This is a genomic window from Paracoccus haeundaensis, from assembly GCF_006239215.1.
Lineage (GTDB): Bacteria > Pseudomonadota > Alphaproteobacteria > Rhodobacterales > Rhodobacteraceae > Paracoccus > Paracoccus marcusii.
The window spans coordinates 15,897-39,528 of sequence record NZ_VDDC01000037.1 but is presented as its reverse complement, the minus strand read 5'-3'; the positions used below and the strand labels follow the sequence as shown (position 1 = coordinate 39,528).

The window sequence follows — 23,632 nt, the reverse complement described above, 5'->3', positions numbered from 1 at the left end:
GGCGGGGGCTGCGGCGGCGGCGGCTGCGGCGCGGGAGGCGGGCGGCGGCAGGTCGTCCACCGGGGCTGCCTCGCCGCGCAGATGCGTCAGGCGGGCGCGCAGGTCCTCGGCCTCGGCGCGCAGGATGGCCAGCTGGCGGGCCAGCGACACGCCCAGCCAGATCAGCGCCAGCGGCAGGACCGTCCCCATGATCGAGACGAGGCGCGCCACGCCCGACGGGCCGCCATCGGTGCCCGCGGGCCCAAGCAGCCAGAACAGCGCGACCAGGAACAGCCAGACGCCGGTCAGGGTAAAGCCGACCGTGGTCAGGCGGTCTCGGTTGGCCAGGCTGGCGATGCGTGCAATCAGGGACATGGCGTCATCCGTACCGGATCTCGACGATTTCATAGCTGCGCTGGCCGCCGGGGGTGGTCACCTCGACGCTGTCGCCCTCGTCCTTGCCGATCAGCGCGCGCGCCAGCGGAGAGCGGATGTTCAGCAGCCCGCGCTCGATGTCGGCCTCGGCCTCGCCCACGATCTGATAGTTGCGCTCTTCCTCGGTGTCCTCGTCGATCAGCTTGACGCGGGCGCCGAACTTGATGCTGCCCGACAGTTTCGCGGGGTCGATGACCTCGGCGCGCGACAGCAGGCTCTCCAGCTCCTTGATGCGCCCCTCGACGAAGCCCTGCTTTTCGCGGGCGGCGTGGTATTCGGCGTTCTCCGACAGGTCGCCATGTTCGCGCGCTTCGGCAATGGCGCGGATGATGGCGGGACGTTCCTTGGATTTCAGCTGCCCCAGTTCGCGTTCCAGCGCTGCCGCGCCGGTGGGGGTCATCGGTATCTTTTCCATCGCTGCCCTGGTCCTTGTTGGGATGCGTTTGTCCTGCGGGTGCCAAACCAACGCCCCTGCCATTGCGGAATGGCAGGGGCGCGGAAGCTGATCGGGGACATGGTCACCAAAATGGCGCTCAATGCAAGCCTGCATGGCCCGAATCGCGCAATCGCACGCGGCCAACCGCCGCGTCACGATTGCCCCCGCCCGCCGGGGTCGCTATCTGTTTGGCAGCCAGATTGCCACGGAGGGGGCCCCAGCACATGACAGACCAGACCGAGATCGTTCGCGAATCGATGGAATACGACGTCGTGATCGTGGGCGCGGGGCCGGCGGGCCTGTCGGCCGCGATCCGGCTGAAGCAGATCGACGCCGAACTGTCCGTCGTGGTCCTGGAAAAGGGCTCGGAGGTGGGCGCCCACATCCTGTCGGGTGCCGTGCTGGACCCCTGCGGGCTGGACCGGCTGATCCCCGACTGGCGCGACAAGGGCGCCCCGGTCACCACCGAGGTGACCGACGACAACTTCTATGTCCTGGGCGAGGCGGGGCAGGTGCGCGTGCCGAACTGGCCGATGCCGCCGCTGATGTCGAACCACGGCAACTACATCGTCAGCATGGGCAATGTCTGCCGCTGGCTGGCCGAACAGGCCGAGGCCCTTGGGGTCGAGATCTTCCCCGGCATGGCCGCCAGCCAGGTGGTCTGGGACGGGGATCGCGTGAAGGGTGTCGTCGCCGGAGAGTTCGGCCGCGAACCCGACGGCAGCATCGGCGACGGATACGAGCCGGGGATGGAGCTGCACGGCAAGTACGTCTTCATTGCCGAAGGCGTGCGCGGCAGCTTGGCCAAGCAGATCGATGCGCGGCTGAACCTGTCGGCCCATGGCGATCCGCAGAAGTTCGGCCTGGGCATGAAGGAGATCTGGGAGGTTTCTCCCGACAAGTTCCACAAGGGTCGCGTCGTGCACACGATGGGCTGGCCCCTGGGCAAGAATGCCGGCGGCGGCAGCTTCATCTATCATCTTGAGAACAACCAGGTGCTGGTCGGCTTTGTGGTTCACCTGAACTATGCCAACCCGTACCTGTATCCCTACATGGAGTTCCAGCGCTTCAAGCACCATCCGATGGTCGCGGACCTCTTGGAGGGGGCCAAGCGCATCAGCTATGGCGCCCGTGCCATTACCGAGGGTGGCTGGCAGTCGCTGCCGCAATTGTCCTTCGACGGCGGCGTGCTGCTGGGCTGTTCGGCAGGCATGGTAAACGTGCCCCGCATCAAGGGCAACCACAACGCGATGATCTCGGGGATCGAGGCCGCCGATGCCGCCGCCGCCGCGATCAAGGCGGGGCGCGAGGGCGACCGGCTGACCGATTACGACGGCGCGGTGCGCGGCGGTGCCATCGGTGCCGACCTGAAGCGCGTGCGCAACGTCAAGCCGATCTGGTCGCGCCTTGGCCTGTCGGCCAGCCTGATGCTGGGTGCGGTGGACATGTGGACCGCCAACCTGACCGGCTGGAACCCCTTGGGCACCTGGAGCCACGGCAAATCTGACGCCGCCGCCACCGGCAAGGCGCGCGATCACAAGCCGATCGACTATCCGCGCCCGGACGGCAAGCTGTCCTTCGACCGCCTGACCAACGTGGCGTTTTCCTTTACCAACCACGAGGAAAGCCAGCCCTGCCACCTGAAGCTGCGCGACCCTTCGGTGCCGATCGCGGTGAACCTGCCGGAATATGCCGAACCCGCGCAGCGCTATTGCCCCGCAGGCGTCTATGAGGTGGTCGAGGATGCGTCGGGCCCGCGCTTCGTCATCAACTTCCAGAACTGTGTCCACTGCAAGACCTGCGACATCAAGGATCCCAGCCAGAACATCGTCTGGACGACCCCGCAGGGCGGAGACGGGCCGAACTATCCCAACATGTGACCGTGGTCCGATAAGGCAGGTCCAGGCGGGTTCCTTGTCCCGACCTGCCGGTGGCTTGCCGCCTTGCGCCCCGTGCCGGGGCGGTATGGCCCGTCTAGCCGCTGCGGCAGGTTCCGGCCCTTGGATCAGGGGCGCCCCTTAGGTCGCTGTCACAGGCGATCTTTCGGGCACGGGACCGGGACTGCGCATCCTCGCAGGTCTGGACCATCTTTTGCAGGATGGCGCAGATCTGGGGGTCGATGATCGTCATGACATGCTCCTCTTGGTCAGAAATGCACGCAGAGCGTGTATTGAACCATACGGTTCGGTCATTTGGCCAGACCAAACTCACCCGATCGGCGGATTGTCGTAGGCGCGGGCGCCGCGATCGCTGTCCCGGCAGATGGCTGTACAAATAGCCAAGTGCGCAAAATGGACAAACGGGGGTACACACATCGTGTAGTTGTTCGAGGTATCGAGTATGCAAGGTGTTCCGACGGAAACGACGTTTCGGCTGTCCATGTCCGACAAGGACTGGGAGATCATCGACACGGCGCTGACGGCTTATTCCCACAATGCGGTCTATCGCGACCTGCGCGACAAGCTGGACATGCAGGTCGCCATGGTCCGCGCGCTGGACGGTGCGACGCGCAGCGCCAAGGTCGCTGGCCACCGCGACGCACGCGACGACAGGGCGCGGACCCCGGCCGGGCCGCGTCAGGATCGCCGCTCGACCGCATAGGCCGGCGGGATCGCGATCAATCGAGGCGGGGCCGTCTGCGATGCAGGGTAGGCGGCGTCGGCTCCCGGACGGTGCCCGACCTGGGTACGCTTTGCCTTCGAAATCACTTGATGGAAGGTGGCATTCGGTATCCAACTCTGCGGATCAAAGCATCGCGCAGGAGGTGGCAAGTTATGCCCCGTATGACGCTGACGGGAATGCCGGGGCACCACCCGGTCGTTCTCAGTTTCGAGGCCGACACCCGGTTCACCATCGAGAACGGACCCGAGGGGGCGACCATCCTCGGCCTGCATCGGCAGGGGTCCCAGCAGATCGTCCATGTCCGCGAGACGCGCGATCAGATCATCGCGGCCCGCGCGGCAGCGCTGTCGAACGCGCCGTCCCGGTAGCCCGCAGGGCGTCAGGCCGGATCGCCGGACATCTGGTGCAGGGCATCGATGATCTGGTCCGTGTGATAGGGCTTTGGAAAGAACCGCGCACCGGGCGGCAGGTCGGCGTCCCTGACGCCCAGGATCCCCGACGCGACGATGATGCGGATGTCGGGCCAGGTGGCGCTGACATGGGCCGCCAGCTTCAGGCCGTTCATCGATCCGGGCATCTCGACATCGGTGAACAGGATGGCGATGTCGGAGGTGCCGTTCAGCGTGGCCAGCGCGGCGTCGGCCGACTTGGCCTCGTAGGTCCGAAAGCCCGCGTCGTGCATCATGTCGACGGCTTCCATCCGGATCAGGATCTCGTCCTCGACGACAAGGACGGCGTTGCGGGGCTGGGACATGATGGTTCTTCCGGGGATGGGGTGGCGGACGCTCAGTCCTGCTGCGTCAGGCCGGTCAGCGGTGATGTCAGTTCGAAACGCAAACCGCCGGGGTCATAATCCAGTTCCGCGATCCCGTCGAAGTATCCCGCAAGGGCCTGTTCGATCATCCGGCTGCCAAAGCCCTGACGGCGGGGCGGGGTGACGGTCGGCCCGCCATGTTCCTGCCAGGACAGGCGAAATCCGACAGGCTCCGCATGGTCGTCGCGGTCCCACCGGACCTGGACATGGCCCGTCTCGACGGACAGGGCGCCGTATTTCATCGCGTTGGTGGCCAGTTCATGCAGCGCCATGGTCAGGGCCAGCGCCTGCTTGGACCCCAAGGCCAGGTCCGGCCCCGCGACCCGGAAGCGGTCCGCGCTCATGCGGTGGGGGCCCAGGGCCGCCTCGACCACCTCGGTGATGGCGGTTTCTGTCCAGGTCGCCTTGACCAGGCGGTCATGGGCCTGCGCCATGATGCCGATGCGCGACTGGATGGACATGCGGGCCTGATCCAGCGTCTCGGCCTGGCGCAGGGTCTGCGAGACGATGGAATGCACCATCGCCATCGAGTTCTTGACCCGGTGGTTCATCTCTCCCAGCATCAGCTGAAGCTGTTCCTCGACCACCTTGATGCGGTTGATGTCCGTGCAGCTGCCGTACCAGCGGGTGATCCGGCCCGTCGCGTCGCGGACCGGCTTGGCGCGACCCAAGACCCACCGATATTCGCCGGACCGGTGCCGCAGGCGATACTCGATCTCGTAGGGCTGGCCGGTCTCCAGGCTTTGACGCCAGCGCGCCCATGTGCGGTCCTGATCGTCGGGATGGAACATCCCGGCCCAGGCCTCGCCGTCGGTCGAGCCTTCGGGCACGCCGGTGAACTCGTACCAACGATGGTTGTAATAGTCGTGAAAGCCGTCCGGGCGGGTCGACCAGATCATCTGGTCGACGGAATCGGCAATGGCGTGGAACTTGGCCTCGCTGTCGTGCAGCTGCGCCTCGCGGGTCTGCAGCTCATGCATGCGGTCGCGCGCCTCGTACTGCCGCGCGCGGGCCTTGAGGGCAGAGCGGACGGCGCGCACCAGCTCCTCCGCGTGCAGCGGCCGCGACAGCACCACCCCGTTCTGCAGCGCGTCGATGCGGGCCTTGGCCCGGTCCGATCGATGCCGCGACGTCCCGTTCGCCAGAACGATGAAGGGAACGTCCGACCAGGACGGCTGATCGGCCAGGGCCTGCTGCAGCAGCCCCTCATCCGCGGCGACCAGGGCCTCCTCGGTGACCAGGGCCACGCCGATGGTCACACCGACCAGCCCCGCCAGCGCGGGCAGGTCCCGTGCCTGGACCGACGCGATGCCGACCTTGTCCAGCAGCGCCGCGGCCACGGCGGCGTCGCGGCCCCGCGGCGCCAGGATCGCCACCGCCAGGGCCAGGTCGTCGCGCGCGGCCGACCGGTCGGTCACCGTGCCCGGTCCCTCTGCGGAGCGGTCGCCATCAGGTCGTTCTCGGTGCCCACCAGCACCGGGGTCCCGGACAGGATGCCCGAAAAGCCCCGGATCGGTGCGCCGATGACGATGCCGCCCCCGTCGATCCGTAATTCGCGGATCGTGCGTTCGTGGTCCGACGTGCGCGTCTTGATGACCGCGATCGACTTCCGCACCTCTCCGTCGGCCTCGAAAAAGCGCAGCATCATCATCGTGTCGGCCAGATAGCTGATGTCCAGATCCGACCGCAGATCGCCCGTCACCCCGTGCTGACCCAGGATCATCAGCGAGACCACGCCCTGCTGGGCCAGATAGCTGAGCAGTTCGTGCATCTGCAGCACCAGGAAATTGTCGCTTGGCATCGCGTGCAGATAGGCGTTCAGGCTGTCGATCACGACCAGTCCGACATCGTCCTGCTCGACCGCGCTGCGGACGGCGCTGGCGAACTCTCCGGGGGATAGTTCCGCCGGGTCGATCTGGCGGATCGTCAGCAGGCCGGCGTCGATGAACGGCTGCAGGTCCATGTTCAGCGCCCTGGATCGGGTCATCAGCGTGGCCAGCCGTTCGTCGAACAGGAAATAGGCCGCCTTCTGGCCACGCTGCAGGGCCGAGATCATGCAGCGCACGGCGGTCGTCGTCTTGCCCACCCCGGCAGGCCCCGCCAGCAGCGTGTTGGTTCCGGGAAACAGGCCGTCGCCCAGCAGCGCGTCCAGTCCGGCAAGCCCAGTGGTCACCGGTTCGGCCGAAAAGCGGCGGTGGTGATCGGCCGCAATCAGGCGCGGATAGACGCGGATGCCGCCGCGTTCGATGGTAAAGTCGTGATAGCCGCCGTGATATTTCAGGCCGCGCATCTTGACGACCCTCAGCCTGCGGCGCTCCGAGCCGAAATCGTTGGCCAGCTGTTCCAGCGAGATGACGCCATGCGCGATCGAGTGCAGCTGCAGGTCGCCGGGTTCGGCCGTGCGGTCGTCCAGCATCAGCACGGTGCAGTTCCGGCGCGCGAAGAAATGCTTCAACGCCAGGATCTGGCGGCGATAACGCAGCGGGTTCTGCGCCAGCAGGCGCAGTTCCGACAGGCTGTCCAGCACCACACGCACCGGGTCGGTCCGGTCCACCAGATCGAAGATGCCGCGCACCGTCTCTCCCAGCTCCACCTCGCTGGGATGCAGAAGCGACTGTTCGTGGTCGATGCCGAATTCGTCCTCGGCGATCATCTCGAAGACGTCGATGCCGTCCAATGTCAGGTCATGCGACCGCGCGACGGCCCGCAGCTCTGTCTCGGTCTCGGACAGGGTGATGTAGAGGCCGCGGTCACCCGCCTGGCGCCCCTCCATCAGGAACTTTAGCGCCAGCGTGGTCTTGCCCGATCCGGGCGTGCCTTCGACAAGATACAACCGTGATGGCGTCAGCCCGCCCAGCAGCACGGCATCCAGGCCGGGGGTTCCGGTGCGAAAGCGCGCGTCGATGTCCGCGCCTGCTTTTTCCTGGCTCATCTGCTGTCCCATGCTTTAGATGGTATCGGCCCGCGCGTGCCCCGGACACAAGGCGGATCCCTGTCCCGACCGGGTGCCGGTCGTCAAGCGCCAAAGGCGCAGTCTGATCATCACGCCTAATCCGTCGCCGCGGACAGCTCCACCTGATAAAGGATGGTCCTGGCACGGGACCGATGCCTGGACCTGCATCGATGCCGGTTTCGGATCATGCCGGCAACTGGCGCGCGATTTTTCGGGAACCCGGTTTACCGAAGGGCGTTGCCCTTGACGGTCACATGCGCGCACGACGCCGACCGGCCCTGATCCGAAAGCGAGGAAGCCATCATGATCACCCTGACCGTGAACGGGACGGAACACAGTTTCGATGGCGATCCCGAAATGCCGCTGCTGTGGTACCTGCGCGACGAGTTGGGACTGACCGGCACCAAGTTCGGCTGCGGCATCGCCCAATGTGGCGCCTGCACGATCCATCTGGACGGCTATCCGACCTTTGCCTGCATCACCCCCATCTCGATCGCGGATGGGTCGGACGTCCGCACGATCGAAGGTCTGGCCGAGAACGGCGACCACCCCGTGCAGGTCGCCTGGCGTGACCTGAACGTGTCGCAATGCGGTTATTGCCAGGCGGGGCAGATCATGCAGGCCGCGGCGCTGGTGGATTCCACCCCCGACCTGACCGACGAGGACATCGACACGGTGATGAGCGCGAACCTGTGCCGCTGCGGCACCTATCCGCGCATCCGTGCCGCCATCAAGCAGGCCGCCGAAGCGAGGACCGAATGATGTCGAACCGTGTCCCCGAATCCCTCCGCATCGCCAATGTCAGCCGCCGGTCCCTGCTGCTGGGCATGGGGGCTGGCAGCCTGGTCCTTGCCATTGGACTGCCGCGCCCGGGCCGCGCGCAGGACGTGCCCGTCCAGTTCGGCGCCGACGCGATGCCCAACGGCTGGCGTGACGATCCGAACGTCTTCGTCTCGATCGCCGAGGACGGTATCGTCACCGTGACCGTCCACCGTTCCGAGATGGGGCAGGGTGTGCGCACCTCGATCGCGATGGTCGTGGCGGACGAGCTGGAGGCCGACTGGGACATGGTCCGCGTGACCCAAGCCCCCGGCAACGAGCCGCGCTATGGCAACCAGGACACCGACGGTTCGCGCAGCCTGCGGCATTTCTTCGGCCCGATGCGCCGTGCCGGGGCTTCGGCCCGGACCATGCTGGAGCAGGCGGCGGCAGAAGCGTGGGAAGTGCCCCTGTCCGAAGTGCGCGCCGAGGGGCATGTCGTACGTCATGCCGGATCGGACCGCACGATGGGCTTTGGCGAACTGGCCGCCGCCGCCGCCGCCCTGCCGGTTCCCGACCGCGAGGCCCTGCGCCTGAAGGACCCCGCGACGTTCCGTTACGTCGGCAAGGCCGATATCGGGCTGGTCGACAATGACGACATCACCCGCGGCACCACGACCTATGGGATCGACGTGCGCCGCGAAGGCATGCTGTATGCCGTCATCGCCCGCCCGCCGGTCTTTGGCGGCAGCGTGGCCAGCCTGGACGACAGCGCCGCCTTGCAGGTGCCCGGGGTCGAGCGGATCGTGCGGCTGGACCCGCCCGCCATCCCCACGGAATTCCAGCCGCTTGGCGGTGTCGCGGTCATTGCCCGCAACACCTGGGCTGCCATCAAGGGGCGCGAAGCGCTGGTCATCGAATGGGAGGATGGGCCGCATGCCGCCTATTCCTCGGATGACTTCAGGGCAGAGCTTGAGGCGGCGGTGCAGACCGGCGACGGCAAGCTGATCCTGAACCGGGGCGACGTCGACGCGGCCCTGGCCGAGGCAGAGATCCGCGTGGTCGCCGAATACTATATCCCCCACCTGGCGCAGGCACCGATGGAGCCGCCAGCCGCCGTGGCCGATGTGCGCGACGGGTCCTGCGAGGTCTGGGCCTGCGTGCAGGCGCCGCAGGTCACCCGCCTGCGCCTGGCACAGCGGATGGACCTGCCCGAGGAGGACGTGACCGTCAACGTCACCCTGCTGGGCGGTGGTTTCGGCCGCAAGTCCAAGCCCGACTTCGTGCTGGAGGCCGCGATCCTCAGCCGCGAGATGGGCGCCCCGGTCAAGCTGACCTGGACGCGCGAGGACGATCTGCACCACAGCTATTACCACACCGTCTCGGTCGAGCGGCTGGAGGCGGGGCTGGACGCACAGGGCAAGGCCGTGGCCTGGCTGCACCGCACCGCCGCCCCCACGATCGGGTCGATCTTTGCCCCCGACCCCAAGGAGAAGCTGCCGTTCGAGCTGGGCATGGGGCTGACCAACATGCCCCTGGACATCCCCAACGTCCGGGCCGAGAACCCGCAGGCTCCGGCCCATGTGCGCATCGGCTGGTACCGGTCGGTGTCCAACATCCCGCATGCCTTCGCGATCCAGTCCTTCATCGCAGAACTGGCGGCCGCGGCAGGCCGCGATCCGCTGGAATACCTGCTGGAGACGATCGGCCCCGCCCGCCTCATCGACCCGAGCGAGATCGGCGATGTCTGGAATTATGGCGAGGACCCGGCGCGCTATCCCATCGACACCGGACGGCTGCGGGCGGTCACCGAAACCGTGGCCGAGGCGATCGGATGGGGTCGCCAGATGCCCGCCGGCAGCGGCCTGGGCATCGCCGCGCATTACAGCTTTGTCAGCCATGTCGCCGTGGCGGCCGAGGTTGAGGTCATGGACGGCGCGGTGCGCATTCCGCGCGTCGAGATCGCCATCGACTGCGGCGCGCATGTCAATCCCGACCGCATCCGCTCTCAGATGGAGGGGGCGGTCATCATGGGCGCGGGGCAGGCCCTGACGGCCGAGATCACCTTCCAGGACGGGCGCGCGCAGCAGGACAACTTTGACACCTACCTGATCCCCCGCATGGAGACCGCGCCACGGGAGATCAACGTGCATCTCGTGTCCTCGGGCGGCTATGACCAGCCTTTGGGGGGCGTCGGGGAACCGGGCCTGCCGCCCGTCGCCCCGGCCATCGTCAACGCGATCTTTGCCGCGACGGGCACCCGTATCCGCCGCCTGCCGGTGGCCGATCAACTTCGCAGCTGAGGACATGTCCATGACCCTGAAACAGATGCTTCTGGCCGGCGGCCTTGCTGTCCTGGCCGGTCCGGTGCTGGCGGATTGCGCCGACCGGATCACCTTCCTCGAAGAGGCGCTGGACGATGCGTCGCGGCTGGCCATCTCGGCCTCGACAGGCGGGCAGGGGGTCGCGGGCGCCCGCGAGGCCCAAGCCGTGACCGAGGAGACGGCAGAGGAACCCGTGCCCTATCAGGACGACGCCGCCGCGGCGGTCGAGGAGGCCGACGAGGCCGGGGACGGCGGCGAGGAGCTGATCGAGGCGCGGGCCCGCCTGGGCGAAGCCCGCACCCTGGCCCAGGATGGGGACGAGGAGGCCTGCACCCGGCAGATCAAGGAGATCCTTGTCGGCCTGATCGACGGGTGATCCGGCAGGCGCGGCCTAGTCCGAATGGAACACCTCGGTCAGGCCCGCCCACCATTCACCAGGGGCCCGCGTGTCCAGCGGGCGCTGCATCGGGCCACACAGCGCCCACCAGTCGCGCGTCACCGGATCGGCGGCAATGGCCGCATCGTCGGCCGCAAAATCGGTGCCGCGATATTCCCAATAGCTGAACAGCAGGTTTTCTGGCCGGCGCAGGTAGATCGAATAGTTGGTGATATGCGACCGCGACAGCCGGTCCAGCACCGCGGGCCAGACATCGGCATGCAGGCGGGTGTATTCGTCGATCCGGTCCGGATCGATCCCGATGACATGGGCCATGCGTTTCATGGGCGCAGTTCCTTCGCGTCAAGGTCGTAAAAGCGGGCGGCTGTCTGCCCAAAGACCGGAGCGCGATCGGCATCGGACAGGCCCGCGCACAGGGTCTGCGCGACCTGCAGCCAGTCGGCATAGGTGCCCGCAAGCTCCAGCACCGGCCAGTCGCTGCCCCACATCAGCCGTTCGGGGCCGAAGGCCTGCACGACATGGTCGAAGACTGGGCGCAGCGTGTTGGCGGACCAGCCGGCCCCGAATTCGTTGGCCAGCCCCGACAGCTTGCAGAACACCTGCGGATGGGCGGCCAGGGCGTCGATGCCCCGGCGCCAGTCCGGTCCGGGGTCCGTGCCGTCAAAGACGGGCTTGGCGCAGTGATCGATCACGATGGGCAGGGACGGCACCCGCCCGGCCAATTCCTCGACGACCGGCAGATGGCGGGGTGTGATCAGCGCGTCCAGCCGCAGCCCGGCCCCTGCGACGTGCCGCAGGGCGTCGATCACGCCGTCCTGCAGGATCCACCGGGTGTCGTCGATATCCTGCAGCATCGGGCGGATGCCGCGCAGCGCAGGGTGGACGATGCGCGACAGCTGGGCGGCCACGTCGCCGGTCAGGTCGATCCACCCGACGACGCCGCGGATCAGCGGCGACCGGTCGGCCAGCGCCAGCAGGAACTGCGTCTCGTCCAGCGTGGGGGCGGCCTGGACCAGCACCGTGCCGGTGACCCCAGCCGCCCGCGCCAGGGGTTCCAGGTCCGCAGGCAGGATGTCCCGCCGGATGGGCGTGACCTGATCCGTCATCCAGCCGTAATCGCCCCGGGCGATCCGCCAGAAATGCTGATGGGCGTCGATGATCACGGGAATGTCCTTGCCGGGTTGTGTCTCTAATCATAATAAACCGTATGGAGGCGGTCGTGGCGTGTCAACGCCCGACCCGGGAGGACAGGAGGCGGCATGAAGACCATCAGGATCGGCCGGACGGGGGTGGAGATCACCCCCATCGCGTTCGGCTGTGCCAGCATCGGCAACCTGTATCGCGAGGTCGCGGAGGAGGACGCGCAGCAGGTTCTGCAGGCGGCATGGGATGCGGGGATCCGCTATTTCGACACGGCGCCCCATTACGGGCGCGGCCTGTCCGAACAGCGGTTGGGGCGGTTCCTAGCGGGCAGGACGGGGGCCGTTCTGTCGACCAAGGTCGGGCGCGTCCTGACCCCAGCCGCCGCGCCGATCCCCGAGGCCGACAGCTATGTCCGCCCCGCGCAGAACGACGTGCATTACGATTATTCCGGTGACGGGATCGAGGAAAGTCTGGAGCAGAGCCTGGACCGGCTTGGCGTTGCGCGGGTCGACATCGTCTATGTCCACGATCTGGGCACCTATACCCATGGCACCGACAACGACCGGCATCTGCAGGCGTTCCTGGGGTCCGGGTATGAACGGCTGGTCCGGCTGAAGAAGGAGGGCCGCATCGGCGCATTCGGTCTTGGCGTCAACGAAACCGAGATCTGCCTGCAGGTGATGGATCACGGGCCGCTGGATGTGATCCTGCTGGCGGGGCGGCTGACCCTGCTGGACCGTTCGGCCGAGGACGCTTTGGTGCCGCGCTGTCGCATGGCCGGGACCAGTCTGGTGCTGGGCGGGATCTTCAACTCCGGCATTCTGGCGACCGGGCCCGTGGCTGGCGCGACCTATGATTACGGCCCAGCCCCGCAGCAGGTGCTGGACCGTGTGGCTGCCCTGCAGGATCAGGCCGCCGCGCAGGGAATGCCGCTTGCGACCGCGGCGTTGCATTTCGCGCGCGACCATCCCGCGGCGGCGGCGGTGCTGCTGGGCACGGCCAATCCTACGACCTTGCGCCGCAACCTGAAGGCTCTGCGCTAGCCCAGGTCGTGATGGCGCAGGGATGACAGCAGCGTCGATTTCGACGTGCGCAGGTGCTGGCGCGCGGCATCCAGCGCGCGGCCGGCGTCGCGGGCCTCCAGCGCGTCGATGATCGCCAGGTGTTCCTGGATCGCGGCGCCGTTGCGCTGCTTTTCCTGCGTCTTGTCCCACATGTAGTGATAGTGGAAGATCAGCGAGATGACCTTCTGGAACTCGGCCACGAAGCGGTTCCGGACGACGGCGTTGATGGCCTCGTGGAACGCCTCGTCCAGCTTGGAGAACTCGTGGAAATGCGTGTCGATCTGGTCCGCCAAGGCCAGGTGCTGGACGCGCAGCGTGGCCAGCCGTGGCCAGACGGGGTGATCGACCGGCGCCTCGACCAGCTTGGCGATCGCGTCCAGTTCCAGGACCAGCCGAAAGTCCGACAGCTCGACCGCGAATTCCTTGGTGAAGCCGCGCAGCATCCAGCCGCCCTTGGGCCTGCGTGCGACCAGGCCGAACCGGCTGAGCCCGGCCAGGAACTCGTTCAGCTGATGCTGGGTGACGCCGAAGGTCCGCGCAAGCTCGGCCACCGACAGCGGCGTTTCGGCGGGCACGTCGAAGCGCAGGATCCAGTCCAGGAACCGCTGCTCCAGCGCCTGCAGGCCGTCAGCGGCGCGGATCACGGCGATCCGGTCGTCCTGGTCCGGCATGCGCAGCACCCGCTTGGCCCTCCCGTCCAGCGCGATCACCCCCAGCTCCGCCAGCCGCGCCAAGCAGCGGCGGACGACGGTGCGGCTGACCCCGGCGATCTCGCTCAGCGCGGCCTCGGCGGGCAGGTCGGCCCCCGGGGTCAGGGTCGCGCAGTGGTCCAGAAGGCGGTTGTACGCCTCGCGATAGCGGGTGTCGCTGCGGGCCATGGTCGGGGTTTCCTTGGGTCAGGCGGTTCTTGTCTTAAATTATTAAAAACAATTGACAGGTGCAAGGTGCCTGCACATGCTTTGCCGACATCAGGACGAAATCGGTCGGGGAGGAACGATGACGGACGCAACCAAGCCCTGGGCCGACGGCAAGGCGCGTCGGCTGACGATCGCCCGCGACCAGCTGCACCGCGCATCGGCCCTGCTGACGCTGGTTCTGCTGATCATCGGCTTTGCGATGGCCAGCCCGGCGTTCCTGTCGGTCAACAACGGACTGACGGTGCTGTTGCAGACATCGGTCATCGGGCTGCTGGGGATCGGGCTGACCATGGTCATCATCACCGGCGGGATCGACCTGTCGGTCGGCTCGGTGCTGGCGCTGTCGGGCGTGGTATCGGCGATGGCGGTCAAGGCCGGCCTGCCGGTGGTGCCTGCGATGTGCGCAGGCGTCCTGGCCGGCGCCGCCTGCGGTGCGTTCAACGGCCTTGTCATCACCCGGCTGCGGATTCCGCCCTTCGTGGCGACGCTTGGCATGATGCTGATCGCGCGCGGCGTGGCGCTGCAGCTGACCGGGGCCACGCCGATTTCGCAGCTGGGCGCGGGCTTCGGGCGGCTTGGCAACGGCGCGCTGTTCCGCGTGGTCGAGATGCAGCCGAACGGCTTTCCGCGCGTGATCTTTCCGGGCATCCCCTATCCGGCCATCCTGCTGCTGGTCGTGGCGGTGGTCGCGACCTATCTGCTGCGCCGCCGCCAGATCGGGCGCCACATCTATGCGACCGGGTCGAACGAGGAGGCCGCGCGCCTGTCCGGCGTGAATGTCGACTGGACCAAGATGTACGCCTACACGATGTCGGGCGCGTTGGCGGGGCTGGCGGGCAACGTGCTGATGTCGCGCCTGGTCACCGCCCAGCCAAGCGAGGGGGTGATGTACGAACTGGATGCCATCGCGGCGGCGGTGATCGGCGGCGCGTCCCTGTCGGGGGGCGTGGGCACCGTCGCGGGCACGATGATCGGTGCGTTCATTATCGGCATTCTGCGAAACGGTCTGAACATGTCGGGCGTGTCCGCCTTCATCCAGCAGATCGTCATCGGCTTCGTGGTCATCGGCGCGGTCTGGATCGATCAGGTCCGCAACCGCCGCTAGGCCCGTATCATCATCATCGGAGGAGGAACCAAGATGACACTGCTGAAGACATGCCTGGCCGTATCCGCCCTTGCCCTGACCGCCGCCGGCGCCCAGGCCGGAGAGATCGCGGTCATCGTCAAGACGACCAACTCGAACTTCTGGCAGAACGTGAACCTGGGCGCCCAGGCCGCGATCGAGGGCCAGTCCGAGCATACGCTGAGCTTTGACGGTCCGGCCGCGGAAAGCGCGGTGGCCGACCAGGTCAGCCTGGTCGAGAACGCCATCAACCGCGGCGTGGCCGGGCTGGTCCTGGCCCCGTCCGACCCCGAGGCGCTGATCCCCGTGGTGCAGCGCGCCTATGAATCCGGCATCCCGGTCGTGATCATCGACAGCGCCCTGGGCGAGGGCGTAGAAGGCGCGTTCCAGGCCTTCCTGTCGACCGACAACTGCGCGGCCGGAGAGCAGGTGGCCAAGCGTATGATCGACGAGGCCGGCACAACCGGCAAGGTGGGGATCATGTCCTATGTCGCGGGCGTCGGGTCCGAGATCGGGCGCGTCGGCTGCTTCACCACCTACCTGCAGGAGAATTCCGACCTGGAGATCGTGGGTCCGCTCTATTCGCAAAGCCAGATGGCCAACGCGCTGAACCAGACCACCGACATGCTGGCGTCGAACCCGGACCTGGTCGGCATCTTCGGGGCGAACGAACCCACGGCCGTCGGCATGGGGCGCGCGATCGAGCAGGCGGGCAAGGCGGGCCAGCTGACCGCCCTGGGCTTTGACGGCAACGAGGACCTGCAGCAGTTCGTGCGCGACGGCGTGCTGACGGCGACGGCGGTGCAGGGATCGTTCGCCATGGGCGAGATGGGCGTGCAGACCGTGATGGACATCCTGGCCGGAGAGACGGTCGAGCCGTTCATCAACACCGGCGTGGTGATGGTCGACAAGGCCAACATCGAGTCCGACGAGGCCAGGAACGTCCTCTACTGATGCTGCCGGGGACCGCCCGCGCGGTCCCCGATCACCGACACGTTGCAAGGGGCACGCCCATGTCAGACCAGCCGCTGGTCCAGATGATCGACATCGAAAAGCATTTCGGCGGCGTCCGGGCCGTCGATCATGTCTCGGTCAGCCTCTATCCGGGCGAGGTGGTGGGCCTTCTGGGGCATAACGGCGCGGGCAAGTCCTGCCTGATGCGCATCCTGTCGGGCGCCATGACCCCCAGCAGCGGAGAGATCCGCGTGAACGGCACGGCGGTCCGCTTTGCCGAACCCAACGACGCCCGCGCCAAGGGGATCGAGACGATCTATCAGACGCTGGCCTTGGCCGATCATCTGGACGCGCCCAGCAACCTGTTCCTGGGGCGGGAGCTGAAGACCCGGTTCGGCAACCTGGACGACGCGGCCATGCTGCGCGCAGCGCGCGAGGTGCTGGCCCGGTTGAACCCCAACTTCCGCAACCTGCGCGACCCCGTGTCCAGCCTGTCGGGCGGCCAGCGCCAGGTGATCGCGATCGCGCGTGCGATCTATTTCGACACCCGCGTGCTGATCATGGACGAACCCACCGCCGCCCTGGGTCCGTCCGAGACGGCGATGGTGGCCGACCTGATCCGCAAGCTGCAGGCCGACGGGATCGGGATATTCCTGGTCAGCCACGACATCCATGACGTGTTCGATCTGTGCGACCGGGTCGTGGTGATGAACAAGGGCCGCGTCGTGGGCGCCCATGCCATCCGCGATGTCAGCAAGGACGACGTCCTCAGCCTGATCGTCAAGGGAGAGCTGCCGTCCGACTGGTCCGCCCGCAGGCCGGAGCCGGTGCAATGAAGGACGCATCCGCCACCACGATGGCATGCGGCGTCTGCGTCGAACCCGGCCGGTTCCGCATCGAGACGCGCCCCCTGCCAACCCATGCCCCCGAGGGCTGGGTGCTTGTTGACATCGCCGCCATCGGCATCTGCGGCACGGATTACCACATCTTCGAGGGCAAGCATCCCTATCTGGATTATCCCCGCGTGATCGGGCACGAGCTGTCCGGGCATGTGGCCAGCGGACCGGATGCCGGGCGCCTGGTCGTGGTGAACCCATACCTGTCCTGCGGGGCCTGCCGTGCCTGCCTGCGCGGCAAGCCCAACTGCTGCGCCGCGATCGCGGTGCTGGGCGTGCATCGCGACGGCGGCATGTGCGCGCGGATCGCGGTTCCGGCGGGCAACCTGTACCCCGCCGACGGGCTGAGCGTGCATCAGGCCGCGATGGTCGAGTTCCTGGCCATCGGCGCCCATGCCGTCGCGCGTTCGGGCGTGGGGCCGGGCGATCTGGCGCTGGTGACGGGGGCGGGGCCGATCGGGCTTGGCACCGCGCTGTTCGCGCGACTGGCCGGGGCCCAGGTGCATCTGATGGATCTCAGCGACCGGCGGCTGGCGCTGGCGCGGCGACTGTGCGGGTTCGACCAGCTGCACCGTCCGGGCGACGACATCCTGACCGGCGAATTGGCGCAGGGCTTCGATGTCGTCTTCGACGCGACCGGCAGCGCGCCGGCCATCGAGGCGGGCTTTCCCCTTGTGGCCCATGGCGGCAGCACGGTGCTGGTCAGCGTGGTCAAGGGCGACATCCGCTTTTCGGATGCCGAGTTCCACAAGCGCGAGGCCCGCATCATCGGCAGCCGCAACGCGCAGGCCCCCGATTTCGACCGGGTCATCGCGGCCATTCGCGACGGGCTGATCCCCACCGATGCGCTGCTGTCCGAGGTCGTGCCGCTGGCCGATCTGCCCGACCGCTTTGCCGCGCTGGTCGATGACCGCGACGACATCGTCAAGATCCTGGTGACCCCGTGACACAAGCCCCGCCGACCGCCATCCGCCTGCATGACCGCGACAACATCATGGTCGCCCTGATCGCCCTGGCCCCCGGCGCGCCGCTTGATGCCGGATGCGCCGCGACAGAGGCGATCCCCGCGGGCCACAAGGTCGCCATCCGCCCCATCGCGCCCGGCGAACCGGTCCTGAAATACGGTCAGGTCATCGGCATCGCCACCCGGCCCATCGCGGCGGGGGCGCATGTCCATGTCCAGAACCTGGGCATGGGGGCGCACAAGCAGGATCACGGCTTTGGCAGCGCGGCGGGTGCGCTGCCGGCCCCCGATGCGCCGGCGTCCTTCCAGGGGTTTCACCGGCCGTCGGGGCGGGTGGGCACGCGCAATTATGTGGGCATCCTGACCTCGGTCAATTGCGCGGGATCGGTCGCCCGCTTCATCGCCGAGGAGGCAGAGCGTCAGGGCTGGCTGGCCGATTACCCCAACGTGGACGGCATCGTGCCCATCGTGCACGGCACCGGCTGCGGCATGTCCGGCAAGGGCGAAGGGTACGAGACGCTGTTCCGCACCATCGCGGGCTATGGCCACAACCCCAATTTTGGCGCCATCCTGATGGTGGGCCTGGGCTGCGAGGTCATGCAGATCCCCGACCTGATCGACCGGCGCGCGCTGAAGGACAGCGCCCGGTTCCGCTATATGACCATCCAGCAGACGGGCGGCACGCGGGCCACCGTCGACAAGGGCGTGGCGATCCTGCGCGAACTGGCCGCCGAGGCGGACCGTGCCACGCGCCGGACCGCGCCGGCATCCGCGCTGGTGATGGGCATGCAATGCGGGGGGTCGGACGGCTATTCCGGGATCACGGCCAACCCGGCCCTGGGGATCGCCTCTGATCTGCTGGTGGCGCAGGGGGGCATCTCGATCCTGTCGGAAACCTCCGAGATCTATGGCGCCGAACATCTGCTGACCCGTCGCGCCGATCCCGAGACCGGCCGCAAGCTGATCGACCTGATCGAATGGTGGGAGGATTACACCGCCCGCAACTTCGGAGAGATGGACAACAATCCCTCGCCCGGCAACAAGCGCGGCGGCCTGACCACGATCCTGGAAAAGAGCCTGGGCGCCGTGGCCAAGGGGGGCAGCGCGCCGCTGTCGGCGGTCTATCGCTATGGCGAACCCATCGACCGGCCGGGCTTCGTCTTCATGGACAGCCCCGGCTATGACCCCTGTTCGGTGACGGGGCAGGTCGCGTCGGGGGCCAACCTGATCGCCTTCACCACCGGGCGGGGCAGCGTGTCGGGCTATCGCCCGGTGCCCTGCATCAAGATCGCGTCGAACCCCGACCTGTGGCGCCGGATGGAGCCGGACATGGATGTCGATTGCGGTGCGATCCTCTCCGGGGCCACCCTGCAGGAGAAGGGGCACGAGATCTTCGACCTGATGCTGGCCGTCGCCTCCAGTGCCCCGACGAAAAGCGAGGCGCAGGGCTTCGGCGCGGTCGAGTTCGTGCCCTGGCAGATCGGCGCGGTGATGTAAGTGAAAGGACAGCGAATGATACCAACCCCCATGACCGGACAGCGCGTCGTGATCACCGCGGCGGCCCAGGGGATCGGCCGCGCCAGTGCGCTGGCCTTCGCCGCGGCGGGCGCCGAGGTGATCGCCACCGACATCAACATGGACGGGCTCTCGACGCTGGACGGGTGCCGCACCGCGCGCCTGGACGTGCTGGACGGCGCCGCCGTGGCCGCGTTCTTTGCCGATCTGGGACCAGTGGACGTGCTGTTCAACTGCGCCGGGGTCGTGCATGCGGGGGGCATCCTGGAGGCATCCGAGGCCGACCTGGAATTCGCATTCGACCTGAACGTGCGATCGATGATGCGCACGATCCGGGCGGTCCTGCCGGGGATGGTCGACCGGGGGCGGGGGGCGATCATCAACATGTCCTCGGTCGCCTCGTCCATCAAGGGGGTGCCCAACCGCTTTGCCTATTCCACCACCAAGGCCGCCGTCCTGGGTCTGACCAAGTCGGTCGCCGCCGACCATGTGGGCCACGGCATCCGATGCAACGCGATATGCCCCGGCACGGTGCAGTCGCCGTCGCTGGATGACCGCCTTGCCGCGACGGGCGATGCCGTGGCGGCCCGCGCGGCCTTCGTCGCGCGCCAGCCCATGGGGCGCATCGCCGATGCGGCGGAAATCGCCGATCTGGCCGTGTATCTGGCGGGCGCGACCTATACCACGGGCCAAGCCGTCTGCATCGACGGCGGCTGGACACTCTGACCCAAGGAAGACGACATGAAACTTGTTCGCTTTGGTGCCGCGGGCGCCGAGAAACCCGGCCTGATCGACGCGGACGGCCAGATCCGTGACCTGTCGGCGCATGTGTCGGACCTGTCCGGACAGGCGCTGCATCCCGATGCACTGGCCGGCCTGGCGCGCCTTGATCCGGCGACGCTGCCGCTGGTCCAGGGCGATCCGCGTCTGGGCCCGCCCGTCGCGGGCACCGGCAAGTTCATCTGCATCGGCCTGAACTATGCCGACCATGCCGCCGAATCCGGCATGCAGGTCCCGCCCGAGCCGGTGATCTTCATGAAGGCCACCAGCGCGATCTGCGGCCCGAACGATCCGATCATCATCCCGCGCGGCAGCGAAAAGACTGACTGGGAGGTCGAGCTTGCCGTCATCATCGGCAAGCCTGCCAAATATGTCGATGAAGCCGACGCCATGTCCCATGTCGCGGGCTTTGCCGTGACAAACGACGTGTCCGAACGGGCGTTCCAGACCGAACGCGCGGGCCAGTGGACCAAGGGCAAGTCCTGCGACAATTTCGGCCAGATCGGCCCCTGGCTGGTCACCCCGGACGAGATCGCCGATCCCCAGGATCTGGCGATGTGGCTGAGCGTGAACGGTCAGACGATGCAGGACGGGTCGACGGCGACAATGGTCTATCAGGTGCCGTTCCTGATCCATTACCTCAGCCAGTTCATGACCCTGCATCCGGGCGACGTGATTTCCACCGGAACGCCTCCGGGCGTGGGGATGGGGATGCGGCCGCAACGCTTCCTGTGCGCGGGCGACGTCGTCGAGCTGGGCATCAAGGGGCTGGGCCGGCAGCGCCAGGAGGTCATTGCCGACCCGGCCTGATGGGCGCATGCCGTAGCCCGTGACGCCTGGCCCCGCGTGGGACGGGCGTCACGGGCCGATCCCGGTCAGACGAAGATCAGGTCGTTGCCCAGCCCGTCGATCGTCATGTTGCGCACCGTCAGCACGTCACCGTCCCCAAGATCGAAGACGACGTTCGCGCCGACCTGCGCGGCATGGTTCCGCGCCTGCGCCAAGCTGGCGATCCCGAAGTTGACCATGCGGATCGTGTCGATGTCGTCCTGAAAATCCATGACCGCATCGCGCCCGGCACCGTGACCGAAGACGAAGACATCGGCCCCCGCGCCGCCCCACAGCTGATCGCGTCCCGCACCCCCATTCAGGCTGTCGTTTCCGGCCCCACCGTCCAGGCGATCATCGCCCTGCCTGCCGTGAAGGATGTCCGCACCGAACCCGCCGCGGATCACGTTCGCCCGGGCGTCGCCCAGCAGGATGTCGTTTCCCATCCCGCCGTGAATGTTCTCGACATTGTGGATCACGTCGGTCCCGTGCCCCGTGGCCTGCGCGCCGGTCATGGCCAGATCGATCCGCGCGGCCCGCGCCTGACCCATGAACGAAACCCAGTCCGTTCCCGCGCCGCCATCGATCGTGTCGTTGCCCGCCCCACCCCAAAGCATGTCGTTGCCGACCCCGCCATGCAGGACGTCGTTTCCGTTCCCGCCGAAAAGGCTGTCGGCCCCGCCGCCCCCGGCGATCGTGTCCGCGCCACCCGCGCCGCGCAGGATGGTATCGGCCCCATTGCCGGTCATGCGGTTGGCCAGATCGTTGCCGATACCGGTCACCCGCCCCGTGCCGGTCATCACAAGATGCTCGACATGGGCGGACAGCGCGTGGGACACGCCGGCATGCACCACGTCCCGACCGCCGTTCGCCGTTTCGATCACCCGGTCACCCGCGTTGTCGACGTGATAGACGTCGTCGCCGGCCATGCCGTGCATCCTGTCGGCGCCCGCCATGCCGTCGATGACATCATTGCCCGACAGCCCGAACATCGTGTCATTTGCCGCGGTCCCGCGCAGGCGATCGGCACCCGCGCTGCCGATGATGCTGCCCGGAGGGGCATCGGCGGGGAACAGCGGAAAGCCGGGGACCGGATCGGGGGTCGGACCCGGCCCGCCGACCACGGGGTCGGGGGGAACGCTACTGCCGTATTCGCCGGGCCTGATCTCTGCCCCGGCGATGCGGGCGACCAGGGGTTCTCCGGGATCGGTCCATCGTCCGGCCCAGCCTTCCTGCCCCGGGGCCACCGCCCACAGATCGACATAGCTGGACATGGGGCCGATGTTCCAGATGCCGCCGGGCATGTCCGCGGCGCTGAATTGCGCCACGACCCGCCCATCTACATAGAAGACGGCGGAACGGTCGGTCACGGTGACTTCGTAGGTGTGAAAGCCTTCCGCCGCGTCAAAGCCCAGGTCGATCACCGCGCGCCGCTGGCCGGCGTCATTCAGCGTGACGTGGTTTCCGGCAGCGTCCTCCATGTGGATGGCCAGCTGGACCTGCGTGGTGTCGCCCCCCACGAATTCGAAATCGAATTCGACCCAAGGCTGATGCTGCCAGTCCGCCTTGTAGGTGAACAGTCCGAATACCGCGCCCGGTTGCATGTCGGGGGCCTGCACGGTCCATCCCCATGTTCCGGTGGTGGCGATCTGGGCGCCCTGAATCTCGCCGCCCTGATAGGGACGGGGCGATCCGGATGGGGACCGGCCCAGGACCAGTTCGATGGCACCATCCGCGCCGACGCGGACATTGTCGTCCGACCACTGCATGATGCTTGATTGCCCGGCCGCCCAGTCCGAGATCAGCCAGCTGTCATTGTCGTGCTGTTCGCCGATCTCGTACAGATCAAGGGCAGGGGCGGTCGGGGTCGTGGTCATGCTCACCTCAGATGGTCGCAGGGACGGCGGCGGCCGAGACGGGCAGGGCAGCACGCGGCCCGATCAGGAAACCGGAAGGCTCAGTATGACCCGGACACCCTAATGCAACTTTAACGCGATCTTGCGCTGCGCGGTTTGTGCTTTGCCCCATGTGGGACGAACGCAAGCTAAGGAACGGCGTCGGATCTGCCAGAACAGCGCGATATTCTGTCGGCGAACTATATCAAGGGCCCTGTTAAAGGTGATCGGAAGATCCAGCATGAGACACACTGCGTTGCGTGCTGCCCCTGTGGGAATACGGTTCGCAAATCTAATCTACGCGATACCTGAGGCGTAGAGTGGGGAGTGTACCGTCGGATAAGGCGTAAAATGTTGATGCGCTTGCTATCTTATCAAAACTCTAAAAAGCTTTCAGAAAGCAATCGCGTACGACGGCTATGGCAATATCAAGACTTTTATTAACAACTTAGGCGTGAATTATTAGTTTATATTCAACCTTATATTATATTGACGTATTGCACCATATGCACAAGTCTAAGACGTGCGTATCGATTGTCAGAGATAAGGTCCGTCCCGTCGCCGGTCGTTCCCTTGTGTCACAGGTTACCAGTCAGGCAACGTGCCCGTCCGTCATGACCTCTGGTCTGTGCGGACGGGCGTCCGCGATGCCGATGCCCAGGCAAATGCCAGCACCGAGAATCCTCCGCAGAGTGCATAGGCCGTGAGGCATTCCCAATATGCGAACCCGTTGAACAGGAACAGCATCATGACGCCGATGGCCACGGCTAGGGCAAAGGCAAGATTGGCTGCGATCATCCGACCCCTCCATTCGATAGCCGACCCCCTGCAAGG

23 protein-coding genes and 1 pseudogene are annotated in these 23,632 nt (G+C 67.0%); 14 read left to right on the top strand and 10 right to left on the bottom strand.

The annotated features are described in order from the left end of the window. Positions 1-354 (bottom strand): annotated as a pseudogene (locus FHD67_RS16665) (hypothetical protein); the annotation flags it as partial. 4 nt (positions 355-358) lie between these two features. After that, positions 359-829 carry a transcription elongation factor GreA gene (gene greA, locus FHD67_RS16660; RefSeq protein WP_046000775.1) on the bottom strand — a complete coding sequence of 157 codons (471 nt, stop codon included), beginning with the start codon at positions 827-829 and terminating at the stop codon, positions 359-361. Positions 830-1,074: 245 nt separating this feature from the next. On the opposite strand from greA, the gene FHD67_RS16655 reads away from it, so the two are divergent. The 3 genes from FHD67_RS16655 to FHD67_RS16645 all read left to right on the top strand — a co-directional run bounded on the left by FHD67_RS16655 (position 1,075) and on the right by FHD67_RS16645 (position 3,840). Further along, the gene (locus FHD67_RS16655) at positions 1,075-2,730 is read left to right on the top strand and encodes an electron transfer flavoprotein-ubiquinone oxidoreductase (protein WP_046000776.1); all 1,656 of its coding nucleotides are present in this window, start codon (positions 1,075-1,077) and stop codon (positions 2,728-2,730) included. A gap of 499 nt (positions 2,731-3,229) precedes the next feature. Next, positions 3,230-3,451, top strand: coding sequence for a hypothetical protein (locus FHD67_RS16650; RefSeq protein ID WP_127897766.1), 222 nt, complete (start codon positions 3,230-3,232; stop codon positions 3,449-3,451). Between the two features lie 173 nt (positions 3,452-3,624). Beyond that, positions 3,625-3,840, top strand: coding sequence for a hypothetical protein (locus tag FHD67_RS16645; protein ID WP_127897767.1), 216 nt, complete (start codon positions 3,625-3,627; stop codon positions 3,838-3,840). Between the two features lie 11 nt (positions 3,841-3,851). Here the strand turns inward: FHD67_RS16645 and FHD67_RS16640 are convergent, their stop codons facing one another. From FHD67_RS16640 to FHD67_RS16630, 3 genes are read right to left on the bottom strand one after another with little or no spacing between them, the layout of a single operon-like run. Beyond that, on the bottom strand, positions 3,852-4,226 hold the full coding sequence (locus FHD67_RS16640) for a response regulator (protein WP_139599372.1): 375 nt from the start codon (positions 4,224-4,226) through the stop codon (positions 3,852-3,854). Between the two features lie 32 nt (positions 4,227-4,258). Further along, complete coding sequence (locus FHD67_RS16635) at positions 4,259-5,704, bottom strand: sensor histidine kinase (protein WP_139599371.1); 1,446 nt, start codon at positions 5,702-5,704, stop codon at positions 4,259-4,261. Further along, positions 5,701-7,218 (bottom strand): ATPase domain-containing protein, encoded by a 1,518-nt coding sequence (locus FHD67_RS16630; protein ID WP_139599370.1) that lies wholly within the window; start codon positions 7,216-7,218, stop codon positions 5,701-5,703. The genes FHD67_RS16635 and FHD67_RS16630 overlap by 4 nt, the downstream gene beginning before the upstream one ends. Positions 7,219-7,542: 324 nt before the next feature. On the opposite strand from FHD67_RS16630, the gene FHD67_RS16625 reads away from it, so the two are divergent. Genes FHD67_RS16625 through FHD67_RS16615 form a run of 3 tightly spaced genes read left to right on the top strand, consistent with a single transcriptional unit; the run spans position 7,543 to position 10,698 of the window. Beyond that, on the top strand, positions 7,543-8,001 hold the full coding sequence (locus tag FHD67_RS16625) for a (2Fe-2S)-binding protein (protein ID WP_045983882.1): 459 nt from the start codon (positions 7,543-7,545) through the stop codon (positions 7,999-8,001). Beyond that, positions 7,998-10,301, top strand: coding sequence for a xanthine dehydrogenase family protein molybdopterin-binding subunit (locus FHD67_RS16620; RefSeq protein ID WP_139599369.1), 2,304 nt, complete (start codon positions 7,998-8,000; stop codon positions 10,299-10,301). Before FHD67_RS16625 ends, FHD67_RS16620 begins: the two co-directional genes overlap by 4 nt. A 10-nt stretch (positions 10,302-10,311) precedes the next feature. Next, complete coding sequence (locus tag FHD67_RS16615; RefSeq protein ID WP_139599368.1) at positions 10,312-10,698, top strand: hypothetical protein; 387 nt, start codon at positions 10,312-10,314, stop codon at positions 10,696-10,698. 15 nt (positions 10,699-10,713) lie between these two features. Here FHD67_RS16615 and FHD67_RS16610 read toward each other — a convergent pair whose 3' ends face one another. Together FHD67_RS16610 and FHD67_RS16605 are read right to left on the bottom strand one after the other, a co-directional pair. Further along, positions 10,714-11,043, bottom strand: a complete 330-nt coding sequence (locus tag FHD67_RS16610) for an L-rhamnose mutarotase (RefSeq protein ID WP_139599367.1) — start codon at positions 11,041-11,043, stop codon at positions 10,714-10,716. After that, the gene (locus FHD67_RS16605) at positions 11,040-11,882 is read right to left on the bottom strand and encodes an amidohydrolase family protein (RefSeq protein ID WP_139599366.1); all 843 of its coding nucleotides are present in this window, start codon (positions 11,880-11,882) and stop codon (positions 11,040-11,042) included. Before FHD67_RS16605 ends, FHD67_RS16610 begins: the two co-directional genes overlap by 4 nt. 96 nt (positions 11,883-11,978) lie before the next feature. Here FHD67_RS16605 and FHD67_RS16600 point away from each other — a divergent pair, with 96 nt between their 5' ends. After that, a complete protein-coding gene (locus FHD67_RS16600) occupies positions 11,979-12,905 on the top strand; it encodes an aldo/keto reductase (RefSeq protein ID WP_139599365.1) in 927 nt (308 codons plus the stop codon). On the opposite strand, the gene FHD67_RS16595 is transcribed toward FHD67_RS16600, so the two are convergent. Continuing rightward, positions 12,902-13,804, bottom strand: a complete 903-nt coding sequence (locus tag FHD67_RS16595) for a GntR family transcriptional regulator (protein ID WP_046000786.1) — start codon at positions 13,802-13,804, stop codon at positions 12,902-12,904. The two genes, FHD67_RS16600 and FHD67_RS16595, sit on opposite strands and share 4 nt — an antisense overlap. A gap of 118 nt (positions 13,805-13,922) precedes the next feature. Here FHD67_RS16595 and FHD67_RS16590 point away from each other — a divergent pair, with 118 nt between their 5' ends. Genes FHD67_RS16590 through FHD67_RS16560 form a run of 7 tightly spaced genes read left to right on the top strand, consistent with a single transcriptional unit; the run spans position 13,923 to position 20,885 of the window. After that, positions 13,923-14,948 (top strand): ABC transporter permease, encoded by a 1,026-nt coding sequence (locus FHD67_RS16590; RefSeq protein ID WP_139599364.1) that lies wholly within the window; start codon positions 13,923-13,925, stop codon positions 14,946-14,948. Positions 14,949-14,981: 33 nt separating this feature from the next. Then, positions 14,982-15,920: an ABC transporter substrate-binding protein gene (locus FHD67_RS16585; protein ID WP_139599363.1), complete on the top strand. Its 939-nt coding sequence runs from the start codon at positions 14,982-14,984 to the stop codon at positions 15,918-15,920. A 59-nt stretch (positions 15,921-15,979) separates the two neighbouring features. Then, on the top strand, positions 15,980-16,756 hold the full coding sequence (locus FHD67_RS16580; RefSeq protein WP_218062331.1) for an ATP-binding cassette domain-containing protein: 777 nt from the start codon (positions 15,980-15,982) through the stop codon (positions 16,754-16,756). Then, positions 16,753-17,763, top strand: coding sequence for a zinc-binding alcohol dehydrogenase family protein (locus FHD67_RS16575; RefSeq protein ID WP_218062330.1), 1,011 nt, complete (start codon positions 16,753-16,755; stop codon positions 17,761-17,763). Before FHD67_RS16580 ends, FHD67_RS16575 begins: the two co-directional genes overlap by 4 nt. Before the next feature lie 47 nt (positions 17,764-17,810). Further along, positions 17,811-19,277, top strand: coding sequence for a UxaA family hydrolase (locus FHD67_RS16570; RefSeq protein ID WP_084693849.1), 1,467 nt, complete (start codon positions 17,811-17,813; stop codon positions 19,275-19,277). A 30-nt stretch (positions 19,278-19,307) separates the two neighbouring features. Beyond that, positions 19,308-20,021, top strand: coding sequence for an SDR family oxidoreductase (locus FHD67_RS16565; RefSeq protein WP_198143162.1), 714 nt, complete (start codon positions 19,308-19,310; stop codon positions 20,019-20,021). A gap of 15 nt (positions 20,022-20,036) precedes the next feature. Then, positions 20,037-20,885, top strand: coding sequence for a fumarylacetoacetate hydrolase family protein (locus tag FHD67_RS16560; protein ID WP_046000791.1), 849 nt, complete (start codon positions 20,037-20,039; stop codon positions 20,883-20,885). A gap of 65 nt (positions 20,886-20,950) precedes the next feature. Here the strand turns inward: FHD67_RS16560 and FHD67_RS16555 are convergent, their stop codons facing one another. Beyond that, positions 20,951-22,780: a family 16 glycosylhydrolase gene (locus FHD67_RS16555; RefSeq protein WP_046000792.1), complete on the bottom strand. Its 1,830-nt coding sequence runs from the start codon at positions 22,778-22,780 to the stop codon at positions 20,951-20,953. A 630-nt stretch (positions 22,781-23,410) separates the two neighbouring features. Next, positions 23,411-23,596, bottom strand: a complete 186-nt coding sequence (locus tag FHD67_RS16550; RefSeq protein WP_046000793.1) for a hypothetical protein — start codon at positions 23,594-23,596, stop codon at positions 23,411-23,413. Positions 23,597-23,632 lie beyond the last annotated feature (36 nt).